25 protein-coding genes and 1 tRNA gene are annotated in these 22,154 nt (G+C 62.4%); 13 read left to right on the forward strand and 13 right to left on the reverse strand.

The features are described 5' to 3' along the window. Positions 1–27 precede the first annotated feature (27 nt). Positions 28–780 carry a phosphoribosylaminoimidazolesuccinocarboxamide synthase gene (gene purC / locus FZZ92_RS11230; protein WP_115022341.1) on the reverse strand — a complete coding sequence of 251 codons (753 nt, stop codon included), beginning with the start codon at positions 778–780 and terminating at the stop codon, positions 28–30. Next, positions 777–1,670, reverse strand: a complete 894-nt coding sequence (locus FZZ92_RS11235; RefSeq protein WP_226398003.1) for a hypothetical protein — start codon at positions 1,668–1,670, stop codon at positions 777–779. Before FZZ92_RS11235 ends, purC begins: the two co-directional genes overlap by 4 nt. A gap of 58 nt (positions 1,671–1,728) precedes the next feature. Here FZZ92_RS11235 and purD point away from each other — a divergent pair, with 58 nt between their 5' ends. Continuing rightward, positions 1,729–3,036 carry a phosphoribosylamine--glycine ligase gene (gene purD / locus FZZ92_RS11240; RefSeq protein WP_226398002.1) on the forward strand — a complete coding sequence of 436 codons (1,308 nt, stop codon included), beginning with the start codon at positions 1,729–1,731 and terminating at the stop codon, positions 3,034–3,036. Next, a complete protein-coding gene (locus tag FZZ92_RS11245) occupies positions 3,033–5,099 on the forward strand; it encodes an ATP-binding protein (RefSeq protein ID WP_226398001.1) in 2,067 nt (688 codons plus the stop codon). Before purD ends, FZZ92_RS11245 begins: the two co-directional genes overlap by 4 nt. A 1-nt stretch (position 5,100) precedes the next feature. On the opposite strand, the gene kaiC is transcribed toward FZZ92_RS11245, so the two are convergent. From kaiC to FZZ92_RS11260, 3 genes are all read right to left on the reverse strand, one after another. After that, the gene (gene kaiC, locus FZZ92_RS11250; protein ID WP_115022615.1) at positions 5,101–6,639 is read right to left on the reverse strand and encodes a circadian clock protein KaiC; all 1,539 of its coding nucleotides are present in this window, start codon (positions 6,637–6,639) and stop codon (positions 5,101–5,103) included. A gap of 65 nt (positions 6,640–6,704) precedes the next feature. Further along, positions 6,705–7,070 (reverse strand): circadian clock protein KaiB, encoded by a 366-nt coding sequence (gene kaiB / locus FZZ92_RS11255; RefSeq protein WP_115022346.1) that lies wholly within the window; start codon positions 7,068–7,070, stop codon positions 6,705–6,707. Then, a complete protein-coding gene (locus tag FZZ92_RS11260; RefSeq protein ID WP_226398000.1) occupies positions 7,067–7,951 on the reverse strand; it encodes a circadian clock protein KaiA in 885 nt (294 codons plus the stop codon). The genes kaiB and FZZ92_RS11260 overlap by 4 nt, the downstream gene beginning before the upstream one ends. A gap of 132 nt (positions 7,952–8,083) precedes the next feature. Here FZZ92_RS11260 and rplU point away from each other — a divergent pair, with 132 nt between their 5' ends. Next, on the forward strand, positions 8,084–8,449 hold the full coding sequence (gene rplU / locus FZZ92_RS11265; protein ID WP_115022350.1) for a 50S ribosomal protein L21: 366 nt from the start codon (positions 8,084–8,086) through the stop codon (positions 8,447–8,449). Positions 8,450–8,495: 46 nt separating this feature from the next. Next, on the forward strand, positions 8,496–8,762 hold the full coding sequence (gene rpmA, locus FZZ92_RS11270; protein ID WP_115022352.1) for a 50S ribosomal protein L27: 267 nt from the start codon (positions 8,496–8,498) through the stop codon (positions 8,760–8,762). Positions 8,763–8,833: 71 nt separating this feature from the next. Here the strand turns inward: rpmA and FZZ92_RS11275 are convergent, their stop codons facing one another. Then, on the reverse strand, positions 8,834–9,586 hold the full coding sequence (locus FZZ92_RS11275; protein ID WP_226397999.1) for a bifunctional 2-polyprenyl-6-hydroxyphenol methylase/3-demethylubiquinol 3-O-methyltransferase UbiG: 753 nt from the start codon (positions 9,584–9,586) through the stop codon (positions 8,834–8,836). Positions 9,587–9,660: 74 nt separating this feature from the next. On the opposite strand from FZZ92_RS11275, the gene truB reads away from it, so the two are divergent. The 3 genes from truB to FZZ92_RS11290 all read left to right on the forward strand — a co-directional run bounded on the left by truB (position 9,661) and on the right by FZZ92_RS11290 (position 11,609). Next, entirely contained in the window at positions 9,661–10,536 is an 876-nt protein-coding gene (gene truB / locus FZZ92_RS11280) for a tRNA pseudouridine(55) synthase TruB (RefSeq protein WP_226423249.1), read from the forward strand. 53 nt (positions 10,537–10,589) lie between these two features. Then, entirely contained in the window at positions 10,590–11,333 is a 744-nt protein-coding gene (locus FZZ92_RS11285) for a YebC/PmpR family DNA-binding transcriptional regulator (RefSeq protein ID WP_226423250.1), read from the forward strand. A 105-nt stretch (positions 11,334–11,438) separates the two neighbouring features. Further along, positions 11,439–11,609 (forward strand): Nif11 family protein, encoded by a 171-nt coding sequence (locus tag FZZ92_RS11290; protein WP_115022356.1) that lies wholly within the window; start codon positions 11,439–11,441, stop codon positions 11,607–11,609. 32 nt (positions 11,610–11,641) lie between these two features. Here FZZ92_RS11290 and FZZ92_RS11295 read toward each other — a convergent pair whose 3' ends face one another. Genes FZZ92_RS11295 through FZZ92_RS11305 form a run of 3 tightly spaced genes read right to left on the reverse strand, consistent with a single transcriptional unit; the run spans position 11,642 to position 14,091 of the window. Then, positions 11,642–11,905: a hypothetical protein gene (locus tag FZZ92_RS11295; protein WP_226397997.1), complete on the reverse strand. Its 264-nt coding sequence runs from the start codon at positions 11,903–11,905 to the stop codon at positions 11,642–11,644. Positions 11,906–11,924: 19 nt separating this feature from the next. After that, the gene (locus FZZ92_RS11300) at positions 11,925–12,641 is read right to left on the reverse strand and encodes a glucosamine-6-phosphate deaminase (protein ID WP_226423285.1); all 717 of its coding nucleotides are present in this window, start codon (positions 12,639–12,641) and stop codon (positions 11,925–11,927) included. A gap of 16 nt (positions 12,642–12,657) precedes the next feature. Further along, on the reverse strand, positions 12,658–14,091 hold the full coding sequence (locus tag FZZ92_RS11305; protein ID WP_350223187.1) for a SpoIID/LytB domain-containing protein: 1,434 nt from the start codon (positions 14,089–14,091) through the stop codon (positions 12,658–12,660). Between the two features lie 59 nt (positions 14,092–14,150). On the opposite strand from FZZ92_RS11305, the gene rnz reads away from it, so the two are divergent. Together rnz and psbV are read left to right on the forward strand one after the other, a co-directional pair. Next, positions 14,151–15,110 (forward strand): ribonuclease Z, encoded by a 960-nt coding sequence (gene rnz / locus FZZ92_RS11310; protein WP_226397994.1) that lies wholly within the window; start codon positions 14,151–14,153, stop codon positions 15,108–15,110. 74 nt (positions 15,111–15,184) lie between these two features. Further along, positions 15,185–15,697, forward strand: a complete 513-nt coding sequence (gene psbV, locus FZZ92_RS11315) for a photosystem II cytochrome c-550 (RefSeq protein ID WP_115022620.1) — start codon at positions 15,185–15,187, stop codon at positions 15,695–15,697. 37 nt (positions 15,698–15,734) lie between these two features. Here psbV and FZZ92_RS11320 read toward each other — a convergent pair whose 3' ends face one another. From FZZ92_RS11320 to serA, 4 genes are all read right to left on the reverse strand, one after another. Continuing rightward, positions 15,735–16,121: a hypothetical protein gene (locus FZZ92_RS11320; RefSeq protein WP_226397993.1), complete on the reverse strand. Its 387-nt coding sequence runs from the start codon at positions 16,119–16,121 to the stop codon at positions 15,735–15,737. Between the two features lie 99 nt (positions 16,122–16,220). Then, entirely contained in the window at positions 16,221–16,520 is a 300-nt protein-coding gene (locus FZZ92_RS11325) for a ferredoxin (RefSeq protein WP_006043345.1), read from the reverse strand. A gap of 150 nt (positions 16,521–16,670) precedes the next feature. Continuing rightward, complete coding sequence (prmA, locus tag FZZ92_RS11330) at positions 16,671–17,564, reverse strand: 50S ribosomal protein L11 methyltransferase (protein WP_226397992.1); 894 nt, start codon at positions 17,562–17,564, stop codon at positions 16,671–16,673. Beyond that, positions 17,564–19,150 carry a phosphoglycerate dehydrogenase gene (gene serA / locus FZZ92_RS11335; protein ID WP_226423252.1) on the reverse strand — a complete coding sequence of 529 codons (1,587 nt, stop codon included), beginning with the start codon at positions 19,148–19,150 and terminating at the stop codon, positions 17,564–17,566. Before serA ends, prmA begins: the two co-directional genes overlap by 1 nt. A 106-nt stretch (positions 19,151–19,256) precedes the next feature. On the opposite strand from serA, the gene FZZ92_RS11340 reads away from it, so the two are divergent. The 4 genes from FZZ92_RS11340 (at position 19,257) to murD (ending at position 22,108) form a co-directional block, all read left to right on the forward strand. Then, positions 19,257–19,757 carry a hypothetical protein gene (locus FZZ92_RS11340; RefSeq protein WP_226397991.1) on the forward strand — a complete coding sequence of 167 codons (501 nt, stop codon included), beginning with the start codon at positions 19,257–19,259 and terminating at the stop codon, positions 19,755–19,757. Beyond that, complete coding sequence (locus FZZ92_RS11345) at positions 19,757–20,533, forward strand: photosystem II S4 domain protein (RefSeq protein ID WP_226397990.1); 777 nt, start codon at positions 19,757–19,759, stop codon at positions 20,531–20,533. Before FZZ92_RS11340 ends, FZZ92_RS11345 begins: the two co-directional genes overlap by 1 nt. Positions 20,534–20,608: 75 nt before the next feature. Continuing rightward, positions 20,609–20,680, forward strand: a tRNA-Val gene (locus FZZ92_RS11350). A gap of 42 nt (positions 20,681–20,722) precedes the next feature. After that, positions 20,723–22,108, forward strand: coding sequence for a UDP-N-acetylmuramoyl-L-alanine--D-glutamate ligase (gene murD, locus FZZ92_RS11355; RefSeq protein ID WP_226397989.1), 1,386 nt, complete (start codon positions 20,723–20,725; stop codon positions 22,106–22,108). Positions 22,109–22,154 lie beyond the last annotated feature (46 nt).

Here is a 22,154-nt window from a genome sequence, read left to right on the forward strand (position 1 = left end):
CCGAAGCCACAAAAAGGTGCGCCGACCTTACAGGCAGTTGCGGGGGTTCGCGCAGGTGCCTTGGACCCGTTTGAGGACCTCCCCGTAGGCCTCCATCACCCCGCCGAGATCCTTGCGGAAGCGATCCTTGTCCAAAATCCGGTCCTCGGCGTTGCTGTTGCGGCGGTCCCAGAGCCTGCAGGTGTCAGGGCTGATCTCATCAGCAAGCAGGAGTGTTCCATCGGACGCGAGCCCCAACTCCAACTTGAAATCCACCAGCTGCAGATCAATTTCTTCAAAAAAAGGCCGCAGCACCCCATTCACCCTGCGGGCAAGTTGTTCAATTGCTGACAGTTGCGCTGGGTCCGCCACACCCAGCAGATGCACGCGGGCCTCGGTCAACAGCGGATCCCCAAGGGCGTCGTCCTTGTAATACAGATCCAACAGGGCTGGATCGATGGGTGTGCCCTCGGCGATTGGGGTCTGACGGCAGAGCGATCCTGTGGCGGTGTTGCGGAGAACCACCTCCAAGGGAATGATCTCCACCCGTCGCACCTGCATCCAGGTCTCCCCGGCCAGACCGCAGTAATGGGTCGGCACCCCCTCGCGCTCCAGCAGCTCGAACAACCTTGCCGAGATCTGACAATTCAGCCGACCTTTGTTCTCCAGCTGGGCTTTTTTCTGGGCATTGAAGGCCGTGGCGTCGTTTTTGAACTCCACCAGCACCCGGTCGGGATCCGCGCTCGCGAACACCCGCTTCGCCTTGCCCTCGTAAAGCAGCTCTCCGTGATCGGGCGTCATGGCGACGGTGCAACGGCAGAAGGACTTACATCAGCATGGCCTCCGGGGTCCCGCGGTGAACGCAGCAGGGGATCGGGGTCGTTCTCCGGCTGCAGTTGCTGGAGGGCATAGCGGTCGTCAAGGACAGTGGCCAACCGTTCCATCCGCTGCCGCGGCCGGGCGCCATCGCCCCCTGCAGCCAGCTGCAGTTGCAGCTGCTGATGCAACAGCTCCATCGCCAATCCCCAGGCCTCTGCCGCCGCCGCCTGATCCAAGGCGGTTTCCAGCAGTTGATCCGCTTGCTCAAACTGATCGGTATCGTGCCATTGCGCCGCTCGCGCCATTCGCCTCGCCCCCTGCACACCCGACAGATCCGCCATCAACTGCACCTCCACAGCCACAGCGTTTCGGCCCTGGGCTGCCTCGTGCAAAGCCAACTGATCCAGGCCATTGACCTGACCCGGCAACAGCGGGGCGTTCAGGGCGGTCAGGTTGCCGACCACCAAACGCCTTAGGGCCAAAGCCGCCTGGCGGTGATCCAGGGCTGCTGCTGCTGCTCGCCAGCGCAGCAACAGCCACCTCCGCCGTTCATCGCCAGCCCTTGGGCTGTAGCGATTGAGCACCACCGCCGCCGCTTCGGGTGCGCCACAGCTCATCAAGGCTTCGGCGTTCTCCAACACCAAGTCCAACGAATCGATGACGGGATGCAGCGCCAAAAGTCGATCGCGCAAGTCCTGGCGACGGCGATCGGTATCAGCGATCAGCGGGTCCAGACAGGCCTGCTCCGCAGCGGCCACATCCATCTCAACGAGAACGGTCTGAAAGCGTTCCTCGCGCATCACCTGCTGATCGGGTGCCGCCGTGACAGCAGCCAGAAGGGTGAGAGCGAAGGGGAAAAGGGGAGTCCCCATGACGGGCTGCGGTCTACAAAGGAAAACCTACGAGGCCCAAACCGTTCCTTCCGAAACCATGGCCATCTCGTCCACCCGTCCCAGCACGCTGCCCACGCTCCAACGTGCCCTCGTCGTCGGCAGCGGCGGCAGGGAACAGTCCCTGGCCTGGGCGCTGAGCCGTTGCCCCGGTCTGGAGACGGTCTGGATCACCCCAGGTAATGGAGGCGATGAAGGCAGCGCCCTGGCCGTGGCCGAAACCGATAGCGCTGGGTTGATTGCCCTCTGCCAGCAGAACGCCGTTGATCTGGTGGTGGTGGGGCCGGAAGCTCCTCTGGCCGCTGGCGTGGCCGATGCCCTGCGCGATGCAGGCTTCTCCGTGTTCGGCCCAGGAGCAGAGGGCGCCCAACTGGAGGCCAGCAAGGCCTGGGCCAAACAGCTGATGCAGGAGGCCGGGGTCCCCACGGCAGGCCACTGGGCGGTGGCCAATGAGGCGGAAGCGCTCGCGGTCTTGCGGGAGGTGCAACGTCCACTGGTGGTCAAAGCTGATGGCTTGGCCGCCGGCAAGGGCGTCACGGTGGCGAACACAGTGGAAGAGTCGGAAGTCGCCATCCGCGAGGCCTTCGAAGGGCGGTTCGGTGCTGCGGGCTCTCAGCTGGTGCTGGAAGAGCGGATGGAGGGTCCTGAAGTGTCGGTGTTCGCCCTGTGCGATGGGGAGCGGATGGTGATGTTGCCACCAGCGCAGGACCACAAGCGGCTCAATGAAGGCGATCGCGGTCCCAACACCGGTGGCATGGGCGCCTATGCCCCCGCCCCGCTTCTGGATGCCGACGGGCTCGACGCCGTGCGCCACCTCGTGCTCGAGCCCACATTGGAGGCCCTACGACGTCGAGGTATCGATTACCGCGGGGTGATCTATGCAGGCCTGATGCTCACGGCCGATGGCCCCCAGGTCATTGAATTCAACTGTCGCTTCGGTGATCCCGAATGCCAGACGTTGATGCCCCTACTGGGCCCCGAGATCGCCGCCGTGCTTCAGGCCTGTGCCCTGGGCCGCCTTGATCTGGCCCCGCAGCTGAGCATCACCGACCGTTGCAGTGCTTGCGTTGTGGCCGCAGCGGAGGGCTACCCAGAAGCACCCCGCAAAGGCGATGCCATCCGCATCGACCTCCCCCCAAGCCCCGACCATCAGCTGTTCCACGCCGGCACCCGCCGCGAAAGCACCGGGGAACTGCTCACCGCAGGGGGCCGGGTGCTGGCCGTGGTAGCCCAGGGCGATGACTTCGATGCGGCGTTTGCAGGGGCCTACAACGGTCTGAACCAACTGGATTACGCCGGAATCACCTACCGTCGCGATATAGGTCATCAAGTGCGCTCGGGCGGATGAGCAGCAGCAGCGGAGCCACGATCGCTGATTGGGCTCTTCCCCCCCACGGCAAACCCCCGGGGGAAGACCAGAACCTGTGGGACCGCATCACCGCCTGGTGGGCGGAATTCACCCTCCAGACCAAGCTGCTGGCGATCGCCACCCTGGTGGTGAGTTTGATGATGACGGGCATCACATTTTTCGCGCTGAATGGAATTCAGCGCGATGCAGTGATGAGCGACACGCGCTATGCCAGGGATCTTGGCTTGCTGCTGGCAGGAAATGTCACCGAACTGGTGGCCCAGGGCCAGGACCGTGAGCTCGCCAACGTCGCCGAAAAGTTCTGGCGCTCGAGTCGCAGCGTTCGCTACATCTTCTTCGCCGATCCCGAAGGCGTCGTTTATTTGGGGATCCCGATCAGCGCCACCCCCAGCAATGGCGATGGGGAACTGCGTCTGAATCGCCGGTTGGAACTGCCTGACGAGCTGCGCCGACGCCCACAGAACCCCTTGGTTCGGCAACACTTGACGCCCCAAGGGGCCGTCACAGACGTGTTTGTCCCCCTGATTCGGGGAGGTCAGTACTACGGCGTGCTCGGCCTCGGTGTGAACCCGAATGAAACCGCCCTGGCCAGTGCAGCCCTCACCCGCGAAGTCACGGTGGCGGTGTTCATCTCGATCTGGGTGCTGGTGATTCTTGGAGCCGTGTTCAATGCCCTCACCATCACCCGTCCAGTCAAGGAACTGCTGCGGGGGGTGCGCTCCGTCGCCTCAGGCAACTTCGGAACTCGTGTTGACCTGCCGGTGGGAGGGGAACTGGGAGAGTTACTGAACGGCTTCAACGCCATGGCCTCTCAACTCGAGGCCTATGACGAAGCCAACATCGAGGAACTCACGGCCGCCCAGGTCAAGCAGCAATCGTTGATCGCCACCATGGCGGACGGGGCGATGCTGCTGGATGCCGACGGAAGGATCGTGCTGGCGAATCCCACAGCGAGGCGCCTGTTCCGCTGGGAAGGGCGCAGCCTGGAAGGCCAGGAGCTGGTGGGAGAACTACCCGAACTGCTGGCGATCGAATTGCATAGTCCCCTTGATGCACTGCTGGGTGGTGCCTCTGACAGTGAAGATCTGCGCTGCAGCGTGGGGGAACCAGCCCGCACCCTGCGCATCGTTCTGCAGGCCGTGCGTGATGCCAGCGGAGAAAGCCTCAAAGGCATCGCCGTCACCATCCAGGACCTCACCCGCGAGGTGGAGCTGAATGCAGCCCAGAGCCGTTTCATCAGCAACGTCTCCCACGAATTGCGCACCCCGCTGTTCAACATCAAGAGCTACGTCGAAACCCTGCACGACCTCGGCGATCAGCTCAGCCCTGAAGAACACAAGGAGTTTCTCGGGGTTGCCAACGACGAAACCGATCGACTCACCCGATTGGTTAACGATGTGCTGGATCTCTCCCGGTTGGAGTCGGGTCGAACACTGCAGTTCGAACCGATCAGCATGCGCCCGGCCATGGAGCAGACCTTGCGTACCTACAGGCTGAATGCCGAGGATCGCCAGGTTGAGCTGGTGCTGGATGTTCCGGAAGACTTGCCTGAAGTGCTGGGCAACTGGGACCTTCTGCTCCAGGTGCTCGACAACCTGATGGGCAATGCCCTCAAGTTCAGCCGCCCCGGTGGCCCCCTCGCGCTGAGGGCCTATGCCTGGCCCGACACCTGTTCTGTGGAGGGAACAGCGATCACGGGAAGTGATGGACCCACCTGCGCCCTCACCTCACCGCTGCCCAAGCTCAGGGTGGAAATCGCCGACACGGGATGCGGAATCAGTAATGCCGATCAGGAACGCATCTTCGATCGCTTCTTCCGGGTCGAAAATGCCGTTCACACTGAAGTGGGCACCGGGCTGGGCCTCTCAATCGTGCAGGGCATCCTCGAGAAACACGGGGCTCAAATTCAGATGGTGAGTGAGCCTGAAGTCGGAACGACCTTCTGGTTCGAGCTGCCGTTAGCGGTAGCCGACAAAGATGAGTTGCAACTACAAGCAGAGCGTCGCAGTCGCAACTCCATCGCCGAGGCCGTCGAGCTTTAGATCAATCCTCGCTGGAGACGCCCCGGGCGATGCGCGACAACTCGCTGCGCTCATCCGATGTCACCCGATGAGGCACACCGGAGATGATCCGCTCGAAGTTGGAGAAGGAGTCCTTGATCTGTGGACCATTGCCCGTGATCACAAATTCACGGATGCCCTTGTCGTGCCAGGAACCACGCATCTTGAACACGTTCAAGGCACGGGCCATCTCACCGCGGATCTCGACGTACTGCAGCAGCAGGATCGTGTCGGTGATGGTGGAGATGTGGGAATCAGTGATCGAGTGGCTGCCCATGAACTCCTCGGAGGTGTTCGTGAAGAAGCCAGCGATCTCCTCCTGCTTCGCATATCCGGTCACCCCGATCACGAACTGACGGAAGGCGTTATGGCTCACGCCGCGCGCCAGGGCTGAGAGGGAGTCGATCGCCATCCGCGACGGCTTGAACTGACTGATCTCCGTTTTGATGATCTGCAGATGATCTTCAAGACCCGTGGATTCGGGGTAGGCGCAGATGATCTTGAGCAGTCCGTCCTGCTCCATCTGTTCAAAATCGATGCCCCAGCTGGTGCCATTGCGGAGCAACTGAGCGCGCGATTCCTCATAGGCGAAGAGGATGGCGCGTTCCTTGTTTCGGCAGGCGTCTTCAATGAATTTGGAGACGAGCATCGTCTTGCCCGTGCCCGTGGCACCGGTGGCCAAAATGATCGAATCCTTGAAGAAGCCGCCACCGCACATGTCGTCGAGGCGAGGCACACCAGAACTCACCCGCACATTCGACGACCGTTGGGTGAGGCGCATGGCCCCAAGCGGGAAGATGCTGATGCCGTGGGTTCCCATGGTGAAGGGGAACTCACCCTTCATGTGGGTCGTGCCCCGCAGCTTGAGAATTTCAACAGTGCGCCGGCGCCGCTCTCCCTCAAGCACGTTGCGGAGGATCACCACATTGTCGGAGACGAATTCCTCAACGCCATAGCGGGCGATAGGGCCGTACTCGTCGATGCGCTCGGTGGTCATCACCGTGGTGACGCCAATTTCCTTGAGCCGGGCGATCAAGCGAAAAATCTCACGGCGCACCACAAATACTGCGTCGTATTGCTGGAACACCGCCGTGATCGAATCAATAGCAACACGCTTGGCTTTGTACTTACGGATGGCGTAGTTAATCCGCTCGATCAGACCCGAGAGATCAAAACTTCCGGCCACATCCTGACCATCGGGATCCGGTGAGGCATCAAGGATGAACAGCTTGTCCTGCTCGACCATCTCCTGCAGGTTCCAACCGAAGCTGGCGGCATTGCGCAGGATGTCGAGGGGCGACTCCTCGAAGGTGACGAAGATGCCGGGTTCGTCGAAATCCTTGATGCCGTTGTGGAGGAAGTGCAGCGAGAACACCGTCTTCCCGGTGCCGGACGTACCGCTAATCAGCGTGCTACGGCCGATCGGTAGGCCGCCCTGGCAGACATCATCAAAGCCCTCGATCCCTGTCGGGAGCTTTTGAACCTGCATCTGAGGCTGACCGCTGGTCGGAGGGAACTGCATGGCGAACACCTATGACTTGACCGTAGTGAGCAGGAGTTGAACCGTGCTGGAGCGCACCATGTCGCTTAAGGATCCGACGTGATCGTCGTGTCGGTCTCCTCATCGACAGCATCGATCACACTTGAGTTAAGAGCCGTGTCGGACAGCTCGTCGTACAGAAGATCGAGACCGATCAGAACCCGCTCCCGATCAGAGAGATCACCGATGATGCGGCGCACCGGCGGGGGAAGAATCTTGGACAACGTCGGCGTTGCAAGAATTTTGTCCTCCTCCGCCAGTTGCGGATTTTTGAGCACATCAATCACCTTGAGGGCATAGACACCCCTGAATTCGGTTTCAAGGATGTTGCGCAAGGTTTTCAGCGCCCGCATCGAATTGGGCGTGTTGCCCGCCACGTAGAGCTTGAGGATGTAGGTCTTGCGGGGACTCATGACGACTCCTCCGAGGCATCGAGCTGATCCATCGGGCGACGTACACGGCTGGAGGCCGTGCCCGATAAAGGAAGGTCCGGCGGAATGGAACGCCGGTACATCTCACACAGATGGGCCATCACGTCGAGAAGCGCAAGGCGGTAATCCTGAAGAAAGTCATGTTTGTGGCCCTCCAAACTCAGCTGTTTCCAGAATTCATCGATGAGATCCACGTGAATCTCAACGGTTCGCGTGATCGGCAGATCACTGAAAAAAGCTGTATTCACAAAGCTTTCCAGGGCCTGGTTGGACGCTGCCGGATCACTGAAATAACTCGCGAGTAAGTCCCGATAGGTGCGTTGCAGCGAAAGGAGCAAATCCCGGCGCTCTTCAGGAGCCAAGCTCCCTAAAAATCGAGACGGATCACGTTTGTAGAAAACCCCGAGATAACCGAGTCGTTCCTGTAGACGTTCGGAGAGGTTGTCAACGGCTTTGCTTCGGCTGGCGGGGTCTTCTTGGCGGCCATCGGCGCGGCCCTGCCGCAGAAAGCGGGAAATTGCCGCGTCAACGTTGTATCCCAGCTGGGCCAGCTGGTCGTCGGGCAGATGCAGCTCCTCGGGGTGGTAATCCACATGACCCTTCACTTCCCCAACGATCACGGCCGGGAAGAGCAGACCAGCAGAGAGCAGCTGCTCCCTGACCTCAGCGTCCAGAAGAGTCTGCTCAAGCACCACGGCATCGAAGTCGTCCTGCCTGGGCCCGAGGACGGCCGTCAGGGCCTCTCCAGCTTCAACACTTAGGACAACAGACTCATAGCGATTGGACGGCAGCCACTGGAGACAGGATTCCACCAGAGAAGGGCTGTCGAGGACGAGAGCAACAGTGAGGGCCGGCCTGGCCATCCGTTCAGCCGAATCATTGAAGTATCTGAATCTTGACGAGGGGGGGCGTCAGAGACGAAGATCTTTGTTTGTCTTTCGATTGCGGATCAGGCCTGAATCGGTTCGCCGAGCCTGAACGCGTCTTTTCACCCTATGGCCGACACCAAACCAGCCGCGGAACAGAGCGGGACCTACGCCATCGTTGAGGCGTCCGGCACCCAGATCTGGTTGCAGCCCAACCGTTACTACGACCTCGACAGGCTTCAAGCCGAGGTGGACGACACGATCAAGCTCGAGAACGTGCTTCTGGTTAAGGACGGCGGGGGCACCACCCTGGGCCAGCCCTACGTCAAGGACGCCACCGTGTCCCTCAAGGTGATGGCCCATCGCCGCGGGCCCAAGGTGATTGTGTACAAGATGCGCCCCAAAAAGAAAACCCGCCGCAAGAATGGTCATCGGCAGGAACTCACCCGGGTGATGGTTGAGTCCATCTCCGTGGGCGGCAAGGCCATCAGCTGACCTCATCCACCCGCTTCATCGAACGCCCCCACCACCATTCCTTCTCATGGCACATAAAAAAGGCACAGGCTCAACCCGTAACGGCCGCGACTCGAACGCCAAACGTCTTGGCGTGAAGGCCTACGGCGGAGAAACCGTCACCGCCGGATCCATCCTCATCCGCCAGCGCGGCACCTCCGTTCTTCCCGGTGTCAATGTCGGCAAGGGCAAAGACGACACCCTGTTTGCCCTCACCGATGGCGTGGTGAAGTTCGAATCAATCCGCCGCGGCCTGCGCAATCGCAAGCGCATCAACATCACCGCAGCGGTCTGAGTTTCGACGCAAGCAACGATGAAAAGCCCCAATGCCGAATTGGCATTGGGGCTTTTTTTATTGCCTCAGCCTCAGGGACGGCGGTACAGCCGGGCCGTAATCAGCAAGGGATGAAACACCTCCAGGAACTGGGCCTGCAGGGTGCGGAAAAACCCGTCCACCAGCGCCGGATCATCAAAGTGGAAGGGGTACTCCCCCTGATGTCCCTTGAAGAAGTACCAGTTCAGGAGGGCAATGGCCCCAGGGGCCATGCGCTGGTGAAACTCCAGCAACTGCGCCGAGGGATCCGGCAGGTGTTCCAGCACATCGAGGCAGACCACCGCATCGAAACGCACGTCACCCGTGCTGCTGAGGTCCCGATGCACCGAGAGTTTGTCCGCCAGACCCAAGCTTTCAGCCCGTTGCTGCACAAAGGCCTGGTTGTGGGGGTTGAGATCAACAAACCAGACGTGGTCGACCTCCGGAAGCGCCGCCGCCGAAAGGGCATGGGTGCCGATGCCACCACCGAAATCCAGCACCTGGCCTTGCACGGCAATACCTTGCAGCCGCAGGGTGTCCGCGATGTAGTCCGCACTGGAGAGGTGCCAAGCCGCCAGCTCCAGCAGGTGACCGGTACCCACCGTGTCCTCATAAAAGGCGGTGGCGTCCTCCGGTCGAAACGCACCGGGGTGCAGATCCGCCAGGTCGTCGGTGCTGCTGGGCAGACGCTGCTCCAGAAGCTCCGGCGTCAGGTTGAGATAACGGCTCAGATGTTGCTTGATGCCAAGACCGTTCGCCAGAAAAGCAGAGACGTCCACATCCGTGCTGCTGCGGAGCTGGGGCATGAATGGGCGTCAGGGCGCGGCCAACCTACGCAGACGGCGGAATGTAACAGTCAGAGCACCCCGCTCCAGCCCCGGTGAACGGCCCCTTCGGCTTCGTGGTGATCGACAAGCCCGCAGGCCTCACCTCCCATGCCTGCGTCAGCCGCCTGCGCCGCAGCTACGGCCTCAAGCGCGTGGGCCATGGCGGCACCCTCGATCCTGCAGTCACTGGAGTTCTCCCCATCGCTCTGGGCCCGGCAACCCGACTGCTTCCGTACCTCCCCGGAGAAAAGACGTACACCGGCGTCATCCAACTGGGGAAGCGCACCAGCAGCGACGACCTGGAGGGAGAGCTGCTGGACCAACAGGCCTGGCCCTCGCTAAGCGAGGCGGAGCTGGATGCCGCCCTGGAGCCGTTCCGAGGCGCGATTGAACAGCGACCGCCGCAGGTCTCAGCCGTCCATGTGGATGGCGAACGGGCTCATGCCAGGGCCCGGCGTGGCGAAGCGATGGATCTCCCGCCGCGAGCTGTCACGGTGCAGCGGCTGCAGCTTTTGGATTGGGATGAGGCCCAGGGGAGGCTCAGCATCGACGTTCACTGCTCCGCCGGCACCTACATCCGCTCGATCGCTCGGGATCTGGGGGCAAGCATCGGGTGTGGAGGCTGTCTGGCCTCGCTGCGCCGCACCCAGGCCCTGGGATTCCATGCTCACCAGGCCCATCCCCTACCGGAGCGAGACGCTCCGCCACCCGATCCCCTATCTCCGCTGCTGGCCCTAGCAGCCCTGCCCCGGCGGAATCTCACCGAAGCGGAACAGATCGACTGGCGTTGCGGCCGTCGCATCACGATGGAGCCCGGTGCTGGGGACGCTGTGGTGGTGTGCAACGCTGATGGGAGCATGGCTGGCATCGGCCACCGCGAGAACGAGGGTCTGTTGCGACCCAAAGTGGTGTTCGATGCAGCAGGCTGAACACACCCGGTCGGTCAGTACTCTCCGACCGCATTCCGCCCTGCCCTGACGCGATGGCTGGCCACAGCAAATGGTCACAGATCAAACGCACGAAGGCCGTCGTTGATGCCAAACGGGGGGCGGTGTTCACCCGTCTGGGCCGGGAAATCATGGTGGCGGCCCGAGCCGGAGCCGATCCCGCCGGGAATTTCCAGTTGCGTACGGCCATCAGCAAGGCCCGAGCAGCTGGGGTTCCCGCCTCCAACATCGAGCGCGCCATCGCCAAGGGCTCCGGCCAGGCGGGCGATGGGGTTCAGCTGGAGGAAGTGCGCTACGAGGGCTATGGCCCCGGCGGCATGGCCGTGCTGGTGGAGGCGCTTACCGACAACCGCAACCGCACTGCGGCGGATCTACGCCTGGCCTTCAGCAAAAACGGGGGCAACCTCGGTGAACACGGCTGCGTGGCCTATCTGTTTGAACACCGCAGCGAAGTGATCCTCAACGCGGGCCCCGAGGACGAAGAACGGCTGCTGGAAAGCCTCTTGGAGCTGGACGCCGATGGCTATGAGCTGGAAGAGGCGGCCGTTTTGGTGCACGGCCCATTCGAGGCCTTGGAGAGCCTTCAGGACGGCTTGCGCCGGGATGACTGGGATGTGCGGGAGTGGGGGCATCACTGGTCCGCCCAGACCAGCGTCCCTGTAAGTGATCCAGACATTGCCCGCAGCTGCCTAAAGCTGCTGGATGCCCTCGACGGGCTCGATGATGTTCGCAGCCTCAGCGCCAACCTCGATCTCGCCGACGGACTGGAGATCGACTGACCCCTTCTTGAAGTTTGTCGTCAGCAAATCCGCACCAAAGCTTGCGCTCCTGAGCCCCCTACAACCCCAGAGCTAGGCCGAAGGAATCCCTACTGGAGGATCGCCATGTCCATGAAACAGCTGGAGACGTTCATGTCGCGGGTTCAGAGCAACGACTCCCTGCGCGACGAGGTGCAGCGCTGCGGCAAGGACAACTCCTGCGTGGTCAAGGTTGGTGCCAAACATGGCCACAAGTTCTCGCCAGCTCTGCTGACCCGCTGGCAGCGCGAACACTGAGCACCGAAAGACTGCTGGCGGCGGGGTTTCCCTCAGGGGGCGCCTGTCGCCTCCTCCTCTTTGGCATCGGGTTGCTGACGAATCATCCGCGCCAGCATCTCCAACTTGGCATTTTCCGATTCAGACGCCCGGGTAGCCATCCAGACACTGGCCGCCTTCTGCTGGGCCAGCTGCTGCACTAGCGCCAGGGCCGTTTCGCGCAATTGCTCGAGGTCCTGACAGTCCTGGATGAATCGCGTCCAGCGTTCCACCTCAAAACTCTGCTCGAGACGCCGTTCCAAGGGGTCGATGCTCATGGCCTCTGCCATCGGCTGTTCAAGCTAGAGCCGCTGCATCGCACCACAGCCAAACATTGGGATGGGTCAGCAGCCAACTGGCAGGTAGCGAAGGGTCCGGCTCCTTCAGGGCGAGCAAGCGCTTGAGAATGCCTGCCTTAGCGGCGCCAGTCACCACCAGATGAATTTCGGCAGCCTCGAGAATCTCGCGTAGGCCAAGGGTGATGGCCCGCTGCGGCACAGCCTCCACGCTCCCATCAAAAAGGGCAGCGTTCTGATGCCGGGTTGCGGGCGTCAGAACCACTTCATGACAGTGCTGGTCGGGGGGGCAGGGCGGCTCGTTGAAGCCGACATGTCCATTGCTGCCCAGCCCCAGCAGCTGCAGCCCGATGCCCCCGCAGCGTGTCAGCTGCTCGCCGTAGCGGCGCGCAGCCGCCTGTCCGTCAGCGGCGGTGCTGTCGGGCAGGTGCACCGCTGACTGCGGCAACCCCAGTGGCGCAGCAAGGTGCTGGGTCATGTAAGCCCGATAACCCCGGGGATCCTCTGCAGAAAGCCCGAGATACTCGTCCAAGTTGAAACTGCACCAACTGGCGCGTAGCGCTTCCAGCTCATCGGCAGACCACGACAACAGCCGTTCCACCAGGGTCCTGTAGAGCGGCTCCATCGTGCGTCCCGTAGCCAGGCCCAACGGCTTCAGGGAGCGAGGCCCCTGGCCGTAGCCGCTGCGCAGATGGCGCTCCAGATGCGCCGCCAGCACAGCGCAGAGATCCATGTCATTGGAGTGGCGCTGCAAATGACAGGGAAACCGGGCCAAAAGGCGAAACCTGAGCTTCCCTCCAGAGTGGCTTCGTCGGGGGCTTCAGCGCCAGCGATGGGTCGAAGTGCGGTCGGTAGGGAACGACCTCAGCACCGCGGTAGTAGTGCTGGAGGATCGCGCGGAAGTCGGCCCCCTGCTCCGCCAGACCATGGGCCCCCCACTGGCTCATGCCAACACCATGGCCATAGCCCTGGCCCTTCACCAGCAGCTGTAGGCCGCTACCGGACCAACGACCAACTGAGGCTTTGCTGACCAGCACCGGCGGAGGTGCCACCAACAGTGGTGGGCGTCCTGGCCCCTGCCGGGCCACCGCCGCTGTGATCCGATCGATGCGGGATCCACTACTGGCCTGTGTGGTCCCACTCCGCACCGGGAAAGCCGCAGGTGGGCGCTGCCCCCCCGTCACCATCTCGAAGCTCACCAGGGTGCTTTTGAGACCCAACCGTTTGCGCAGCTCACCCCCGCTGAGCACCAACGATCCGCGTGGACCACGTAACCGGGCCTGGCGCACACGACCACTGCCGGACCGGCTGAGCACTTCAACGGCCTGGAGTCCGCCGGTCTCCGGCAACCGCTGGCGCAAACCGGACGGATCAAACCATTGCTTCCAGCGGTGCACCGGACTGTGCTGGTCGTGGTCTGGAACGCTGACCAGATATGGGTGCTGTCGGCGCCAGACCATCCCGCTCGCCTCGGTCACCCCTCCGGAGCTGCTGTGGAACACAGCATCGATCAAGCGCCCCCCATGAACAAGCACCAGCGCACGGGTACTGGCAACCGCCTGCCTGGTGCTCGGAGTTTCGGACTCCACACCGCGGTACACCTGACTCGCGACCGTCGCCTTCACATCCCAGGCCCCACCACGGCTTCGTTGTTTCAGCGCATAGGTCCGGGCCGCCACCGCCTGGGCCTGCAGCGCAGCCAAGGGCCAGCGATGGGGCATTTCGCTACCCACAACGCTGGCGAGATAGGTCTCGATGCCCAGGCTGTTGACCACGCGTAAGCGCCCGCCCCGTCCGCTGATGCGCAGCACACCGCGGTACCGACGGGATCCCAGCCAGATGCCCCGTGGGTCGTCGTTCTGCACCGTCAGCAGGGTGCTGGGCCGCAGCGCCATCGAACGACCATCAACATTGGCACTCAGGCGCGTGCCCTGCAGGCTGAGTTGCAGCCGCTGGGGCCGTCGCTCGCCGCCAGGGAGGCCCTGCACCCGCAACGGCTGTGCACCATCGGAGCGCAGGCTGAGCTGGGTGTTCTCCAGGAGCAGTACGCGCATCTGTGGCTCCCGGCCACGGGCCAGCGCCGCGGGAGCTGGAGCGATCACAGCGACGAGCACCAGCCCGACGACAACGGAGGCGCGGCGCACGCTGGGGATCAACAGGCGTCCCAGTGTGCCGCCTGATCCTCAGTTCAGCCAGATGGCAGCATGAGTCCTGAGGCGCACCGGCCTTGCAGGTCACTTTTCTCGGTACGAGTTCTGGGGTGCCCACCCGGGCCCGCAACGTCTCAGCAGTGGCCCTGCGCTTGCCGCAGCGCTCGGAGATGTGGCTTTTCGACTGTGGGGAAGGAACGCAGCATCAGTTTTTACGCAGTGATTTGCGCCTGTCCCAGCTGCGCAGGGTATTCATCACCCACATGCACGGCGACCATATTTTCGGCCTGCCGGGGCTCCTGGCGAGCCTCGGGCTTGCCGGCAGCAGCCCAGCGGGAGTGGATCTCTACGGACCGGACCCGCTCGAGAGTTACCTCAACGGTGTGCTGAGAACCAGCTCCACCCGCATCGGCTATCCCCTGGAGGTGCATCGGGTGAGGTCAGCGGCAGAGCAGGGCTCGCTGCTGTTCGAGGACGACGACTTCACCGTGCGCTGCACCCCACTCACCCACCGCGTGCCGGCCTACGCCTATCGCATTGAACAGAAGCCCCTGGCCGGTCGGTTCGATATTCAGAAAGCACGGGAGCTCAACATCCCGCCCGGCCCCGTCTACGCCAGGCTGAAGCGGGGCGAAACGGTGAAGTTGGAGGACGGTCGCACCATCGACGGCACCAGCCTTTGCGGTGAGGAACGACCGGGAGTAAGCGTTGTTTATTGCACCGACACCGTGTTCTGCGATGCCGCCGTGGAGCTTGCCCAGGGCGCGGACCTCTTGATCCATGAATCCACCTTTGCCCATGGAGAGGCGGAGATGGCCTTCCAGAAACAGCACTCCACCAGCACGATGGCAGCCCAAACGGCCGCTGAAGCAGGGGTAGGGCAACTGGTGCTGACCCACCTCAGCCCGCGTTATGCACCAGGCAATCCTGTGACCCCCCAAAACCTGCTGGACGAGGCCAAGGCGATCTTTCCCAACACGCTGCTGGCCAAGGACTTTCTCAGCATTGACGTCAAACCACGCTGCAACAGTTTGTGATCCGGCCTCAGAGGGTCACTTCCCCGTGATACAAGAGCTGGGTGCGGTGAATGCGTCACGCCCCCCCAACCTTCATGGCCTCTGTGTTCTCTTCCTTGCGACGGTCCCTGAAGGGCCTTCTGGTCCTCATCCCGGTGCTGTTCGGCCTTGCCGTCATCTCGCCGGCTCAGGCGGCCCAGTGGGACGCTGAGACCCTGACGGTTCCAGCCAACCCTTCCGGTTCAGAGGTGACCTTCAGCGATCGGGAAATCGATGCTGGCCGCAAGGTGTTCAACACCAGCTGCGGAACCTGCCACGCTGGCGGCATCACCAAGACCAACCACAACGTGGGCTTGGATCCGGAAACTCTTGCCCTGGCCACCCCGGCCCGCGACAACGTCGAGGCCCTGGTCGACTACATGAAGGACCCGACCTCTTACGACGGCGAATACAGCATTGCCGACGTGCACCCCAGCATGCGCGACGCCGAGCTCTACCCCGCCATGCGTGACCTTGATGATGAGGATCTGCGCCTGATGGCCGGTTACATCCTTGTGTCACCCAAAGTTCAGGGAACTGCCTGGGGCGGCGGCAAGATCTACTTCTGATCGATCCCGATCGAAATTTTGCTCGTCCCCGGCGCCCTCAGGTCGTCGGGGTTTTTTGTTGGGGACTTACACAGTCCGGAGCCATGGATTTGGGGTAGCGGCTGTACCACCACTCCTGCAGATCTCGGGTGAAGCGCACAGAGAACAGGGTCAGCACCGTGGGCGTAGGCCGACCCCCCGGCTGTAGAAGTTCCACCGCATAGGACGGGCAACGCCGGGCAGCCAGGTCTGGCACAAACCTTCGTCCGATCCGCCGCCAACTCGGCTCCTTGCTGCGCCAAGCGAGGCGACAGCAGGGCCATGGCAGCTCTTCACGATCAAACAATCGGCAACAGGGGCCAATAACACGGAAGCTGTACTGACCGCCAGGGCTGGTGTGGACACTGCCGGGCTCCAGAAGATCGTCAACTTCGGGGCGGCTCACGGCAGATGAAGGCAAGGGACTTGCATGGAAGGCGACCAGACCAAAAAAAACCACCCCCGAAGGGGTGGTTGAAGACACGTCCTGTTGAAGGACAGAAGCTCAATAGAGCTCTTCTTCGGCGTGGGTCTTGATGGTGCAGTCGGAGGTGGGGTAGGCGACGCAGGTCAGCACGAAACCAGCTTCGATCTGGTCATCGTCCAGGAAGCTCTGGTCGGACTGGTCGACGGTGCCAGCGGTGATTTTGCCGGCGCAAGTGGAGCAAGCGCCCGCACGGCAGGAGTAGGGGAGGTCGATGCCCTGCTCTTCAGCAGCGTCGAGAATGTACTGGTCGTCGGGCACTTCGATGGTCTTGTTGAGACCTTCGCTCTCGGAGACCAGGGTGACCTTGTAGGAAGCCATGACTTAGTGAATGCGTACAGGGCTCCGGAAAATCCGGTCCTGCAGGACAGCACTTTTTTACTTCAATTAGGTGCCTAACCAAACGATTCCTGGCTGACTAGGGAGGAGGTCCAATCGGAGACCCCACTCCGATAAGCGTGGCTTATGGGGCTACGGCTGCTGGCGACGGATTTCCAGGAGCCCCCAGCGGCCTTGTTCCGCTTCCTTGGTGACCACCCAGCCCAACGCCCCAAGAACGTCCTTCAGGCGTGGTGCTTGATCCACCAGGAGCCCGCTGAGCAGAGCACGACCATCCGGCTGAAGCAGCCCCTCGAAGCCAGGCGACAGGGCTTCGATCACCGGGGCCAGGATGTTGCAGAGCAGCAGATCAGCGCGGCGGGGCTCAAGCAGCTCCTTCAGTCGCTCCACGGATCCGAGGGCCACCTCAAGCTCAGCCTCCGATCGGTCGTTCAGGCCACGGTTGGCGGCTGTGGCACGCACAGCCAGGGAATCGGTGTCGGCGGCCACCACTGCCTCCGCTCCCAATCCCAGTGCAGCAAGCCCCAACACACCACTGCCGCAGCCCAGGTCGGCCACCAGCCCCCCCACGGGAGGCGACTGCTCCAACGCTTCCAGGCAGAGCCGAGTGGTGGGGTGGCTTCCAGTGCCAAAGGCACTGCCCGGATCCATGCGGATCACCAGGCGGTCCGCATGCTCCGGCGGAATCTCCAGCCAGGCCGGCAGGATCAGCAGCCCCATGCCGACAGGATCCGCCTGCCAGTGCTGTTTCCAGCTGAGGCTCCAATCCTCGTCGGCCACATCGTCCCAGCGTCCTTCGGGCAGGCTGAGACCAAAGGGCTCTGCCAGCGGCTGCAGGCTGGCGATCAGCTCACGACGCTGGGGCTCCGGCCACTCTGGCTGCGGCAACCAGACCAGCAGCGTCTTGCGATCAGGCGTTTCCGGCGCATGCTGCACCGCATGGCGATGCAGCCCGAGATCCGTCAGCTTCCACACCAGCGATTCCTCCATTTCTGGAGGGCACGGCAGTGTCAGACGCCACCACATCAGAGCGTGACCGGGTGAGCTTCCTGGATGCCCTCGATCGCCGTGATCGTCTGCAGCAGGTCGGCAGGGATCGGATCATCGATGCTGAGCACCATCACCGCGTCCCCTCGCACGATCTTGCGACCCACCTGCATCGAGGCGATGTTGACGTTGTGTTCACCCAGCAGGGACCCCAGATGACCAATGATTCCGGGCATGTCCCGGTGTCGGGTGAACAGCATGTGGCTGCTCGGCGTCACATTGACCGGGAAGGCATCAATGCTGGTGATGCGTAGATCGCCATCGGCGAAGACGGCTCCAGTGACACTGCGGCTGCCCTGATCCCCGCGCGTGGTGATCTGTAGCGAGCCACCGGCGAAGTCGCGGCTGCTCTCATCCTTCACCTCCAGCACCTGAATACCGCGAGCTTTGGCCTCCAGGGAGGCATTCACGAAGTTGATGCTGTCGCCCAGCCCCGCACTGAGCAGTCCCTTCAGAGCCGCGATCACCAGAGGCTGAGACGGATGGCTGGCGAATTCACCCTGAAGCCGCAGTTCCATCTCCTTCACATGGCCACCGGCCAGCTGACTGACGAGCAGACCAACGGTCTCTGCGAGCTGCAGATGGGGCTTGAGGCGCTCCATGATCTCAGCGCTGAGGCCAGGGATGTTGACGGCACTACGGGCCGGCAGACCCAGCAGCACATCACGGATCTGCTCCGCCACGTCAATCGCCACATTCTCCTGGGCCTCCTCCGTCGAAGCGCCGAGGTGGGGGGTCAGCACGAGCCCACGCACAACCGCCCGCAGAGGGGAGTCTTCCGCGAGAGGCTCACTGGCATACACATCCAGGCCAGCCCCGGCGATCACACCGTTGTTGATGGCTTCGGCGATCGCTGCCTCATCCACAACACCACCGCGAGCACAATTAACGATGCGTGCCGTGGGTTTCATCGTGCGCAGCAGCTCCGCATTCACCAGGTTCTCGGTGTCCTTGGTGCGGGGGATGTGCAGGGTGACGTAATCGGCTGTGCGGAACAGCTCATCGAGCTCAGAGAGCTTGACCTGCATCTGCTGGGCACGGTCAGCCGCGATAAACGGGTCGTAGGCGATCACCTCCATCCCCATGGCCTGGGCGACCCGGGCGACGTGGGAGCCGATCTTGCCGAGACCGACGACGCCGAGCGTTTTCTTGTATAGCTCGTTGCCGACGTACTTCTTGCGGTCCCATTTGCCGGCCCGCATGCCGGAATGGGCTTGGGGGATATGACGCGAGAGCGTCAGCATCATGGCCAGAGCATGCTCCGCTGCAGCGATGGTGTTGCCCTCCGGGGAGTTCACCACCAGCACACCCCGCTGGGTTGCAGCAGGAACATCCACGTTGTCGACACCGACGCCCGCGCGGCCAATGATTTTGAGTCGACTCGCAGCGGCGATCACCGCTGCAGTCACCTGGGTGCCGGAACGGATCATCAAACCGTCGTACTCACCGATGATGCCGATCAGCTCGTCCTCGGAGAGACCGGTGCGCTGATCCACCTGCGCCACATGGCCAAGGATGTCGATCCCGGCCTGGTCGATCGGATCAGAGACAAGAACTTTCGTCATCGAAAGGCGCAGAACTGCCGCGCCAAACTGTAGAGATCAACATCCACCACCCCCTCCGGTTCGAAGCACAGGGTTCAGAATTCAGCGCATTGGATCTGAATGCCCCATGCCCGTCTGTGTGATGGTGATGGCCGATGCCCCATCGGCAGAAGGTCTGACCCAGCGGCTCCGCGACACCGATCTGCCGCTGCTGAAGTGTTTGACGATCCCGCCTGATGGGGATGCCATCGACAAAGTTGCTCTGCTGAACCCCAACCTGACCCGTCAGCAGCGGCAGCGCGGCATGGCCCGCTGGCTGATGCCCTTCGGCTTTCTTGCTGGGGTCACCTTTACCAAAATCACCAACCTCTCCACCTTCGCCAGCTTTGCCCCCTGGGCTGAAACCCTGATCAGCGGCCTGCTCGGCATGGGCTCCGGCCTGATGGGGAGCTACGCCGCGGCCGCCAGCGTCGATTCGGACAACGATGCTGGGGTGCGAATTCTTCGCAACCGCCGCGACGAAGGATGCTGGCTGGTGCTCCTGGAAACCCCCAATGGCATCGAGGCGCCCTGGCAGGTGATTCAACGATCGCGCCCGCAACAGGTGGTACGCCTCGACGACCTGTGATGTTGCCCCGAGAGGATCTACTAGCGGGAGCCCAGGACCCCAAAGGACTGACGGTGCTGATCGATCTGGCGGAGCAGGTTCTGCGCACCTGGCAACCGGCCTGGAGCCCCTTCCTCAGTGCACCACTCCGGGAGGAAACCCTTGCTCGGCTGGGCAGCCTGAGTGAATTGACCTGGATGAGTGACGGTGGCTATCCAGGGGCCGAGCGCCAACTGCTGCTCTGCCACCGGCGCGATGACACCCCCGACTCGGCAGCACCCGTTCAAGGTCTGCTGATCGAAGGCAACTTCCTCTTCGACCCCCTCTCCCCCGACGACCTGCGCGAGGCGTTGCAGGCGATGGGCATCGACGAGACCAGCCTTGGTGATCTCTGGGTGCGGGGCGATCGCGGCGGGCAAGGGATCTGCACCCCTAGCGCGGCGGAAGCCCTTCATGGACGCGTGGGTGCCGTCCGCGACGTGGAGATCCGCTGTGAATCGCGTCCCTTGGAACAGCTACAGCCTCCCGTGCAACGCAGCGTCCGCACCCTGCAAACCGTGGAGGCGTCCTGTCGCCTAGATGCGATTGCGTCAGCAGGATTTGGCCTGTCCCGGGCCAAGATCGTGACCCACGTCAAAGCTGGACGTCTGCGCCTCAACTGGGGGAACGTGCGGCAAGCGAGCCGTGAACTGGTGGTTGGGGACCGACTGCAACTGCAGGACCGCGGTTCTGTTGAGGTGCTCTCCCTAACACTCACAAAACGTGAGCGTTGGCGGGTTGAACTGCGCCGCAGTTGAATTGAGCCTCCCCTCCGGCTGCTACTGTTCAGCCTCGATCGAAGGAATCACAAGATTCCAATTCGATCTATTGGCGGGCGATTAGCTCAGGGGTAGAGCACTACATTGACATTGTAGGAGTCACTGGTTCAAATCCAGTATCGCCCACTTCCCTGATCGGGACTGCGTTTTCGAACTTCAGACCTTGCGATGACACGCACGATTGTCGTTGGCTTGGGTCGCTCAGGTTTGGGTGCTGCGCGTCTGCTCAAACAGCAGGATTGCGATGTCGTTGTTTTTGAACGCGGCGACAACGATGCCCTCCAGCACATCGCGGCTGAGCTGGATCAAGAGGGCATTCAGGTGGTCTTAGGGCAGCCCCTCACCCCAGAGAGCTTCCAACCCTGGCGCGAAGGCCTAGAAGCAGTGGTGATCGGACCAGGCATTCCCTGGGATCATCCAACTCTGATCCAACTGCGATCCGAGGGCATCCAGGTGCGTGGCGAGATGGACCTGGCCTGGGATGCCCTCCGCCAGATCCCCTGGATCGGCATCACCGGAACCAACGGCAAGACCACGGTCACGCACCTGCTCAGTCATGTGTTGGAGAGCTCCGGCCTGAAGGCTCCCATGGGCGGAAATATGGGGCTCTCAGCGGCTGAACTGGCTTGTCAGATCGCGGCAGGCGCCTCGCCACGGCCGGATTGGCTCGTGATGGAGCTGAGCAGCTACCAGATTGAAGCAGCACCCGCCATTGCCCCCAAGATCGGCATCTGGACAACGCTGACCCCAGACCATCTCGAGCGCCACGGCAGCCTTGAGGCCTACAGGGCCATCAAGCGTGGGCTACTCGAACGCTCGGACTGCGCCCTTTTCAATGCCGATGATCCGGACCTACGCCAACAGCGAAGCAGTTGGCAGCGCGGCACCTGGGTCAGCAGTGAAGGGGCTAGTCCGGATGGCCAGCCAGCCGATCTCTGGATTGATGCCGAGGGCTTGGTGCGAAACACCGTCACCACGCTGTTTTCTGCTGATGTCCTGGCGATGCCAGGCAGCCACAACCGTCAGAACCTTCTGCTGGTCACAGCTGCTGCATTAGCGGTCGGCCTCCCCCCCCAACAGATCGCAGACGCCCTCAGCACGTTTCCGGGCGTCCCGCATCGCCTCGAGCAACTCGGAACCCTGTCAGGAGCCACCGTGTTCAACGACAGCAAGGCCACCAACTACGACGCGGCTGAGGTGGGATTACGAGCGATGCAGGGACCGGTAGTGGTGCTTGCCGGAGGACAGACCAAACGTGGCGATGCCAGAGGATGGCTGCAGGCACTCAACACCAGGGCCTGCAGCCTGATCCTGTTCGGAGCGGGGGCTGACGAACTGGCCAGCCTGGCCAAAGCCGCGGGTTATCCAGGCGAACTGCTTCAGTGCCCCGATCTCGAAAGTGCTGTGAACGTGGCAGCGGCGGCCGTGCAGCGGAAGCATGCCTCGGCGCTCCTGCTGTCACCGGCCTGCGCCAGTTTTGATCAATACCGGGATTTCGAAGCGCGAGGCGAGCACTTCCGCTCTCTGATTCACCCCTTCTTGGACGCCGCCTGAGACAAAACGAACGCAATGGGATGCATCCGGGCCAGGCGGTCCGATG

It is taken from the genome of Synechococcus sp. MU1611, from assembly GCF_020514255.1.
Lineage (GTDB): Bacteria > Cyanobacteriota > Cyanobacteriia > PCC-6307 > Cyanobiaceae > Parasynechococcus.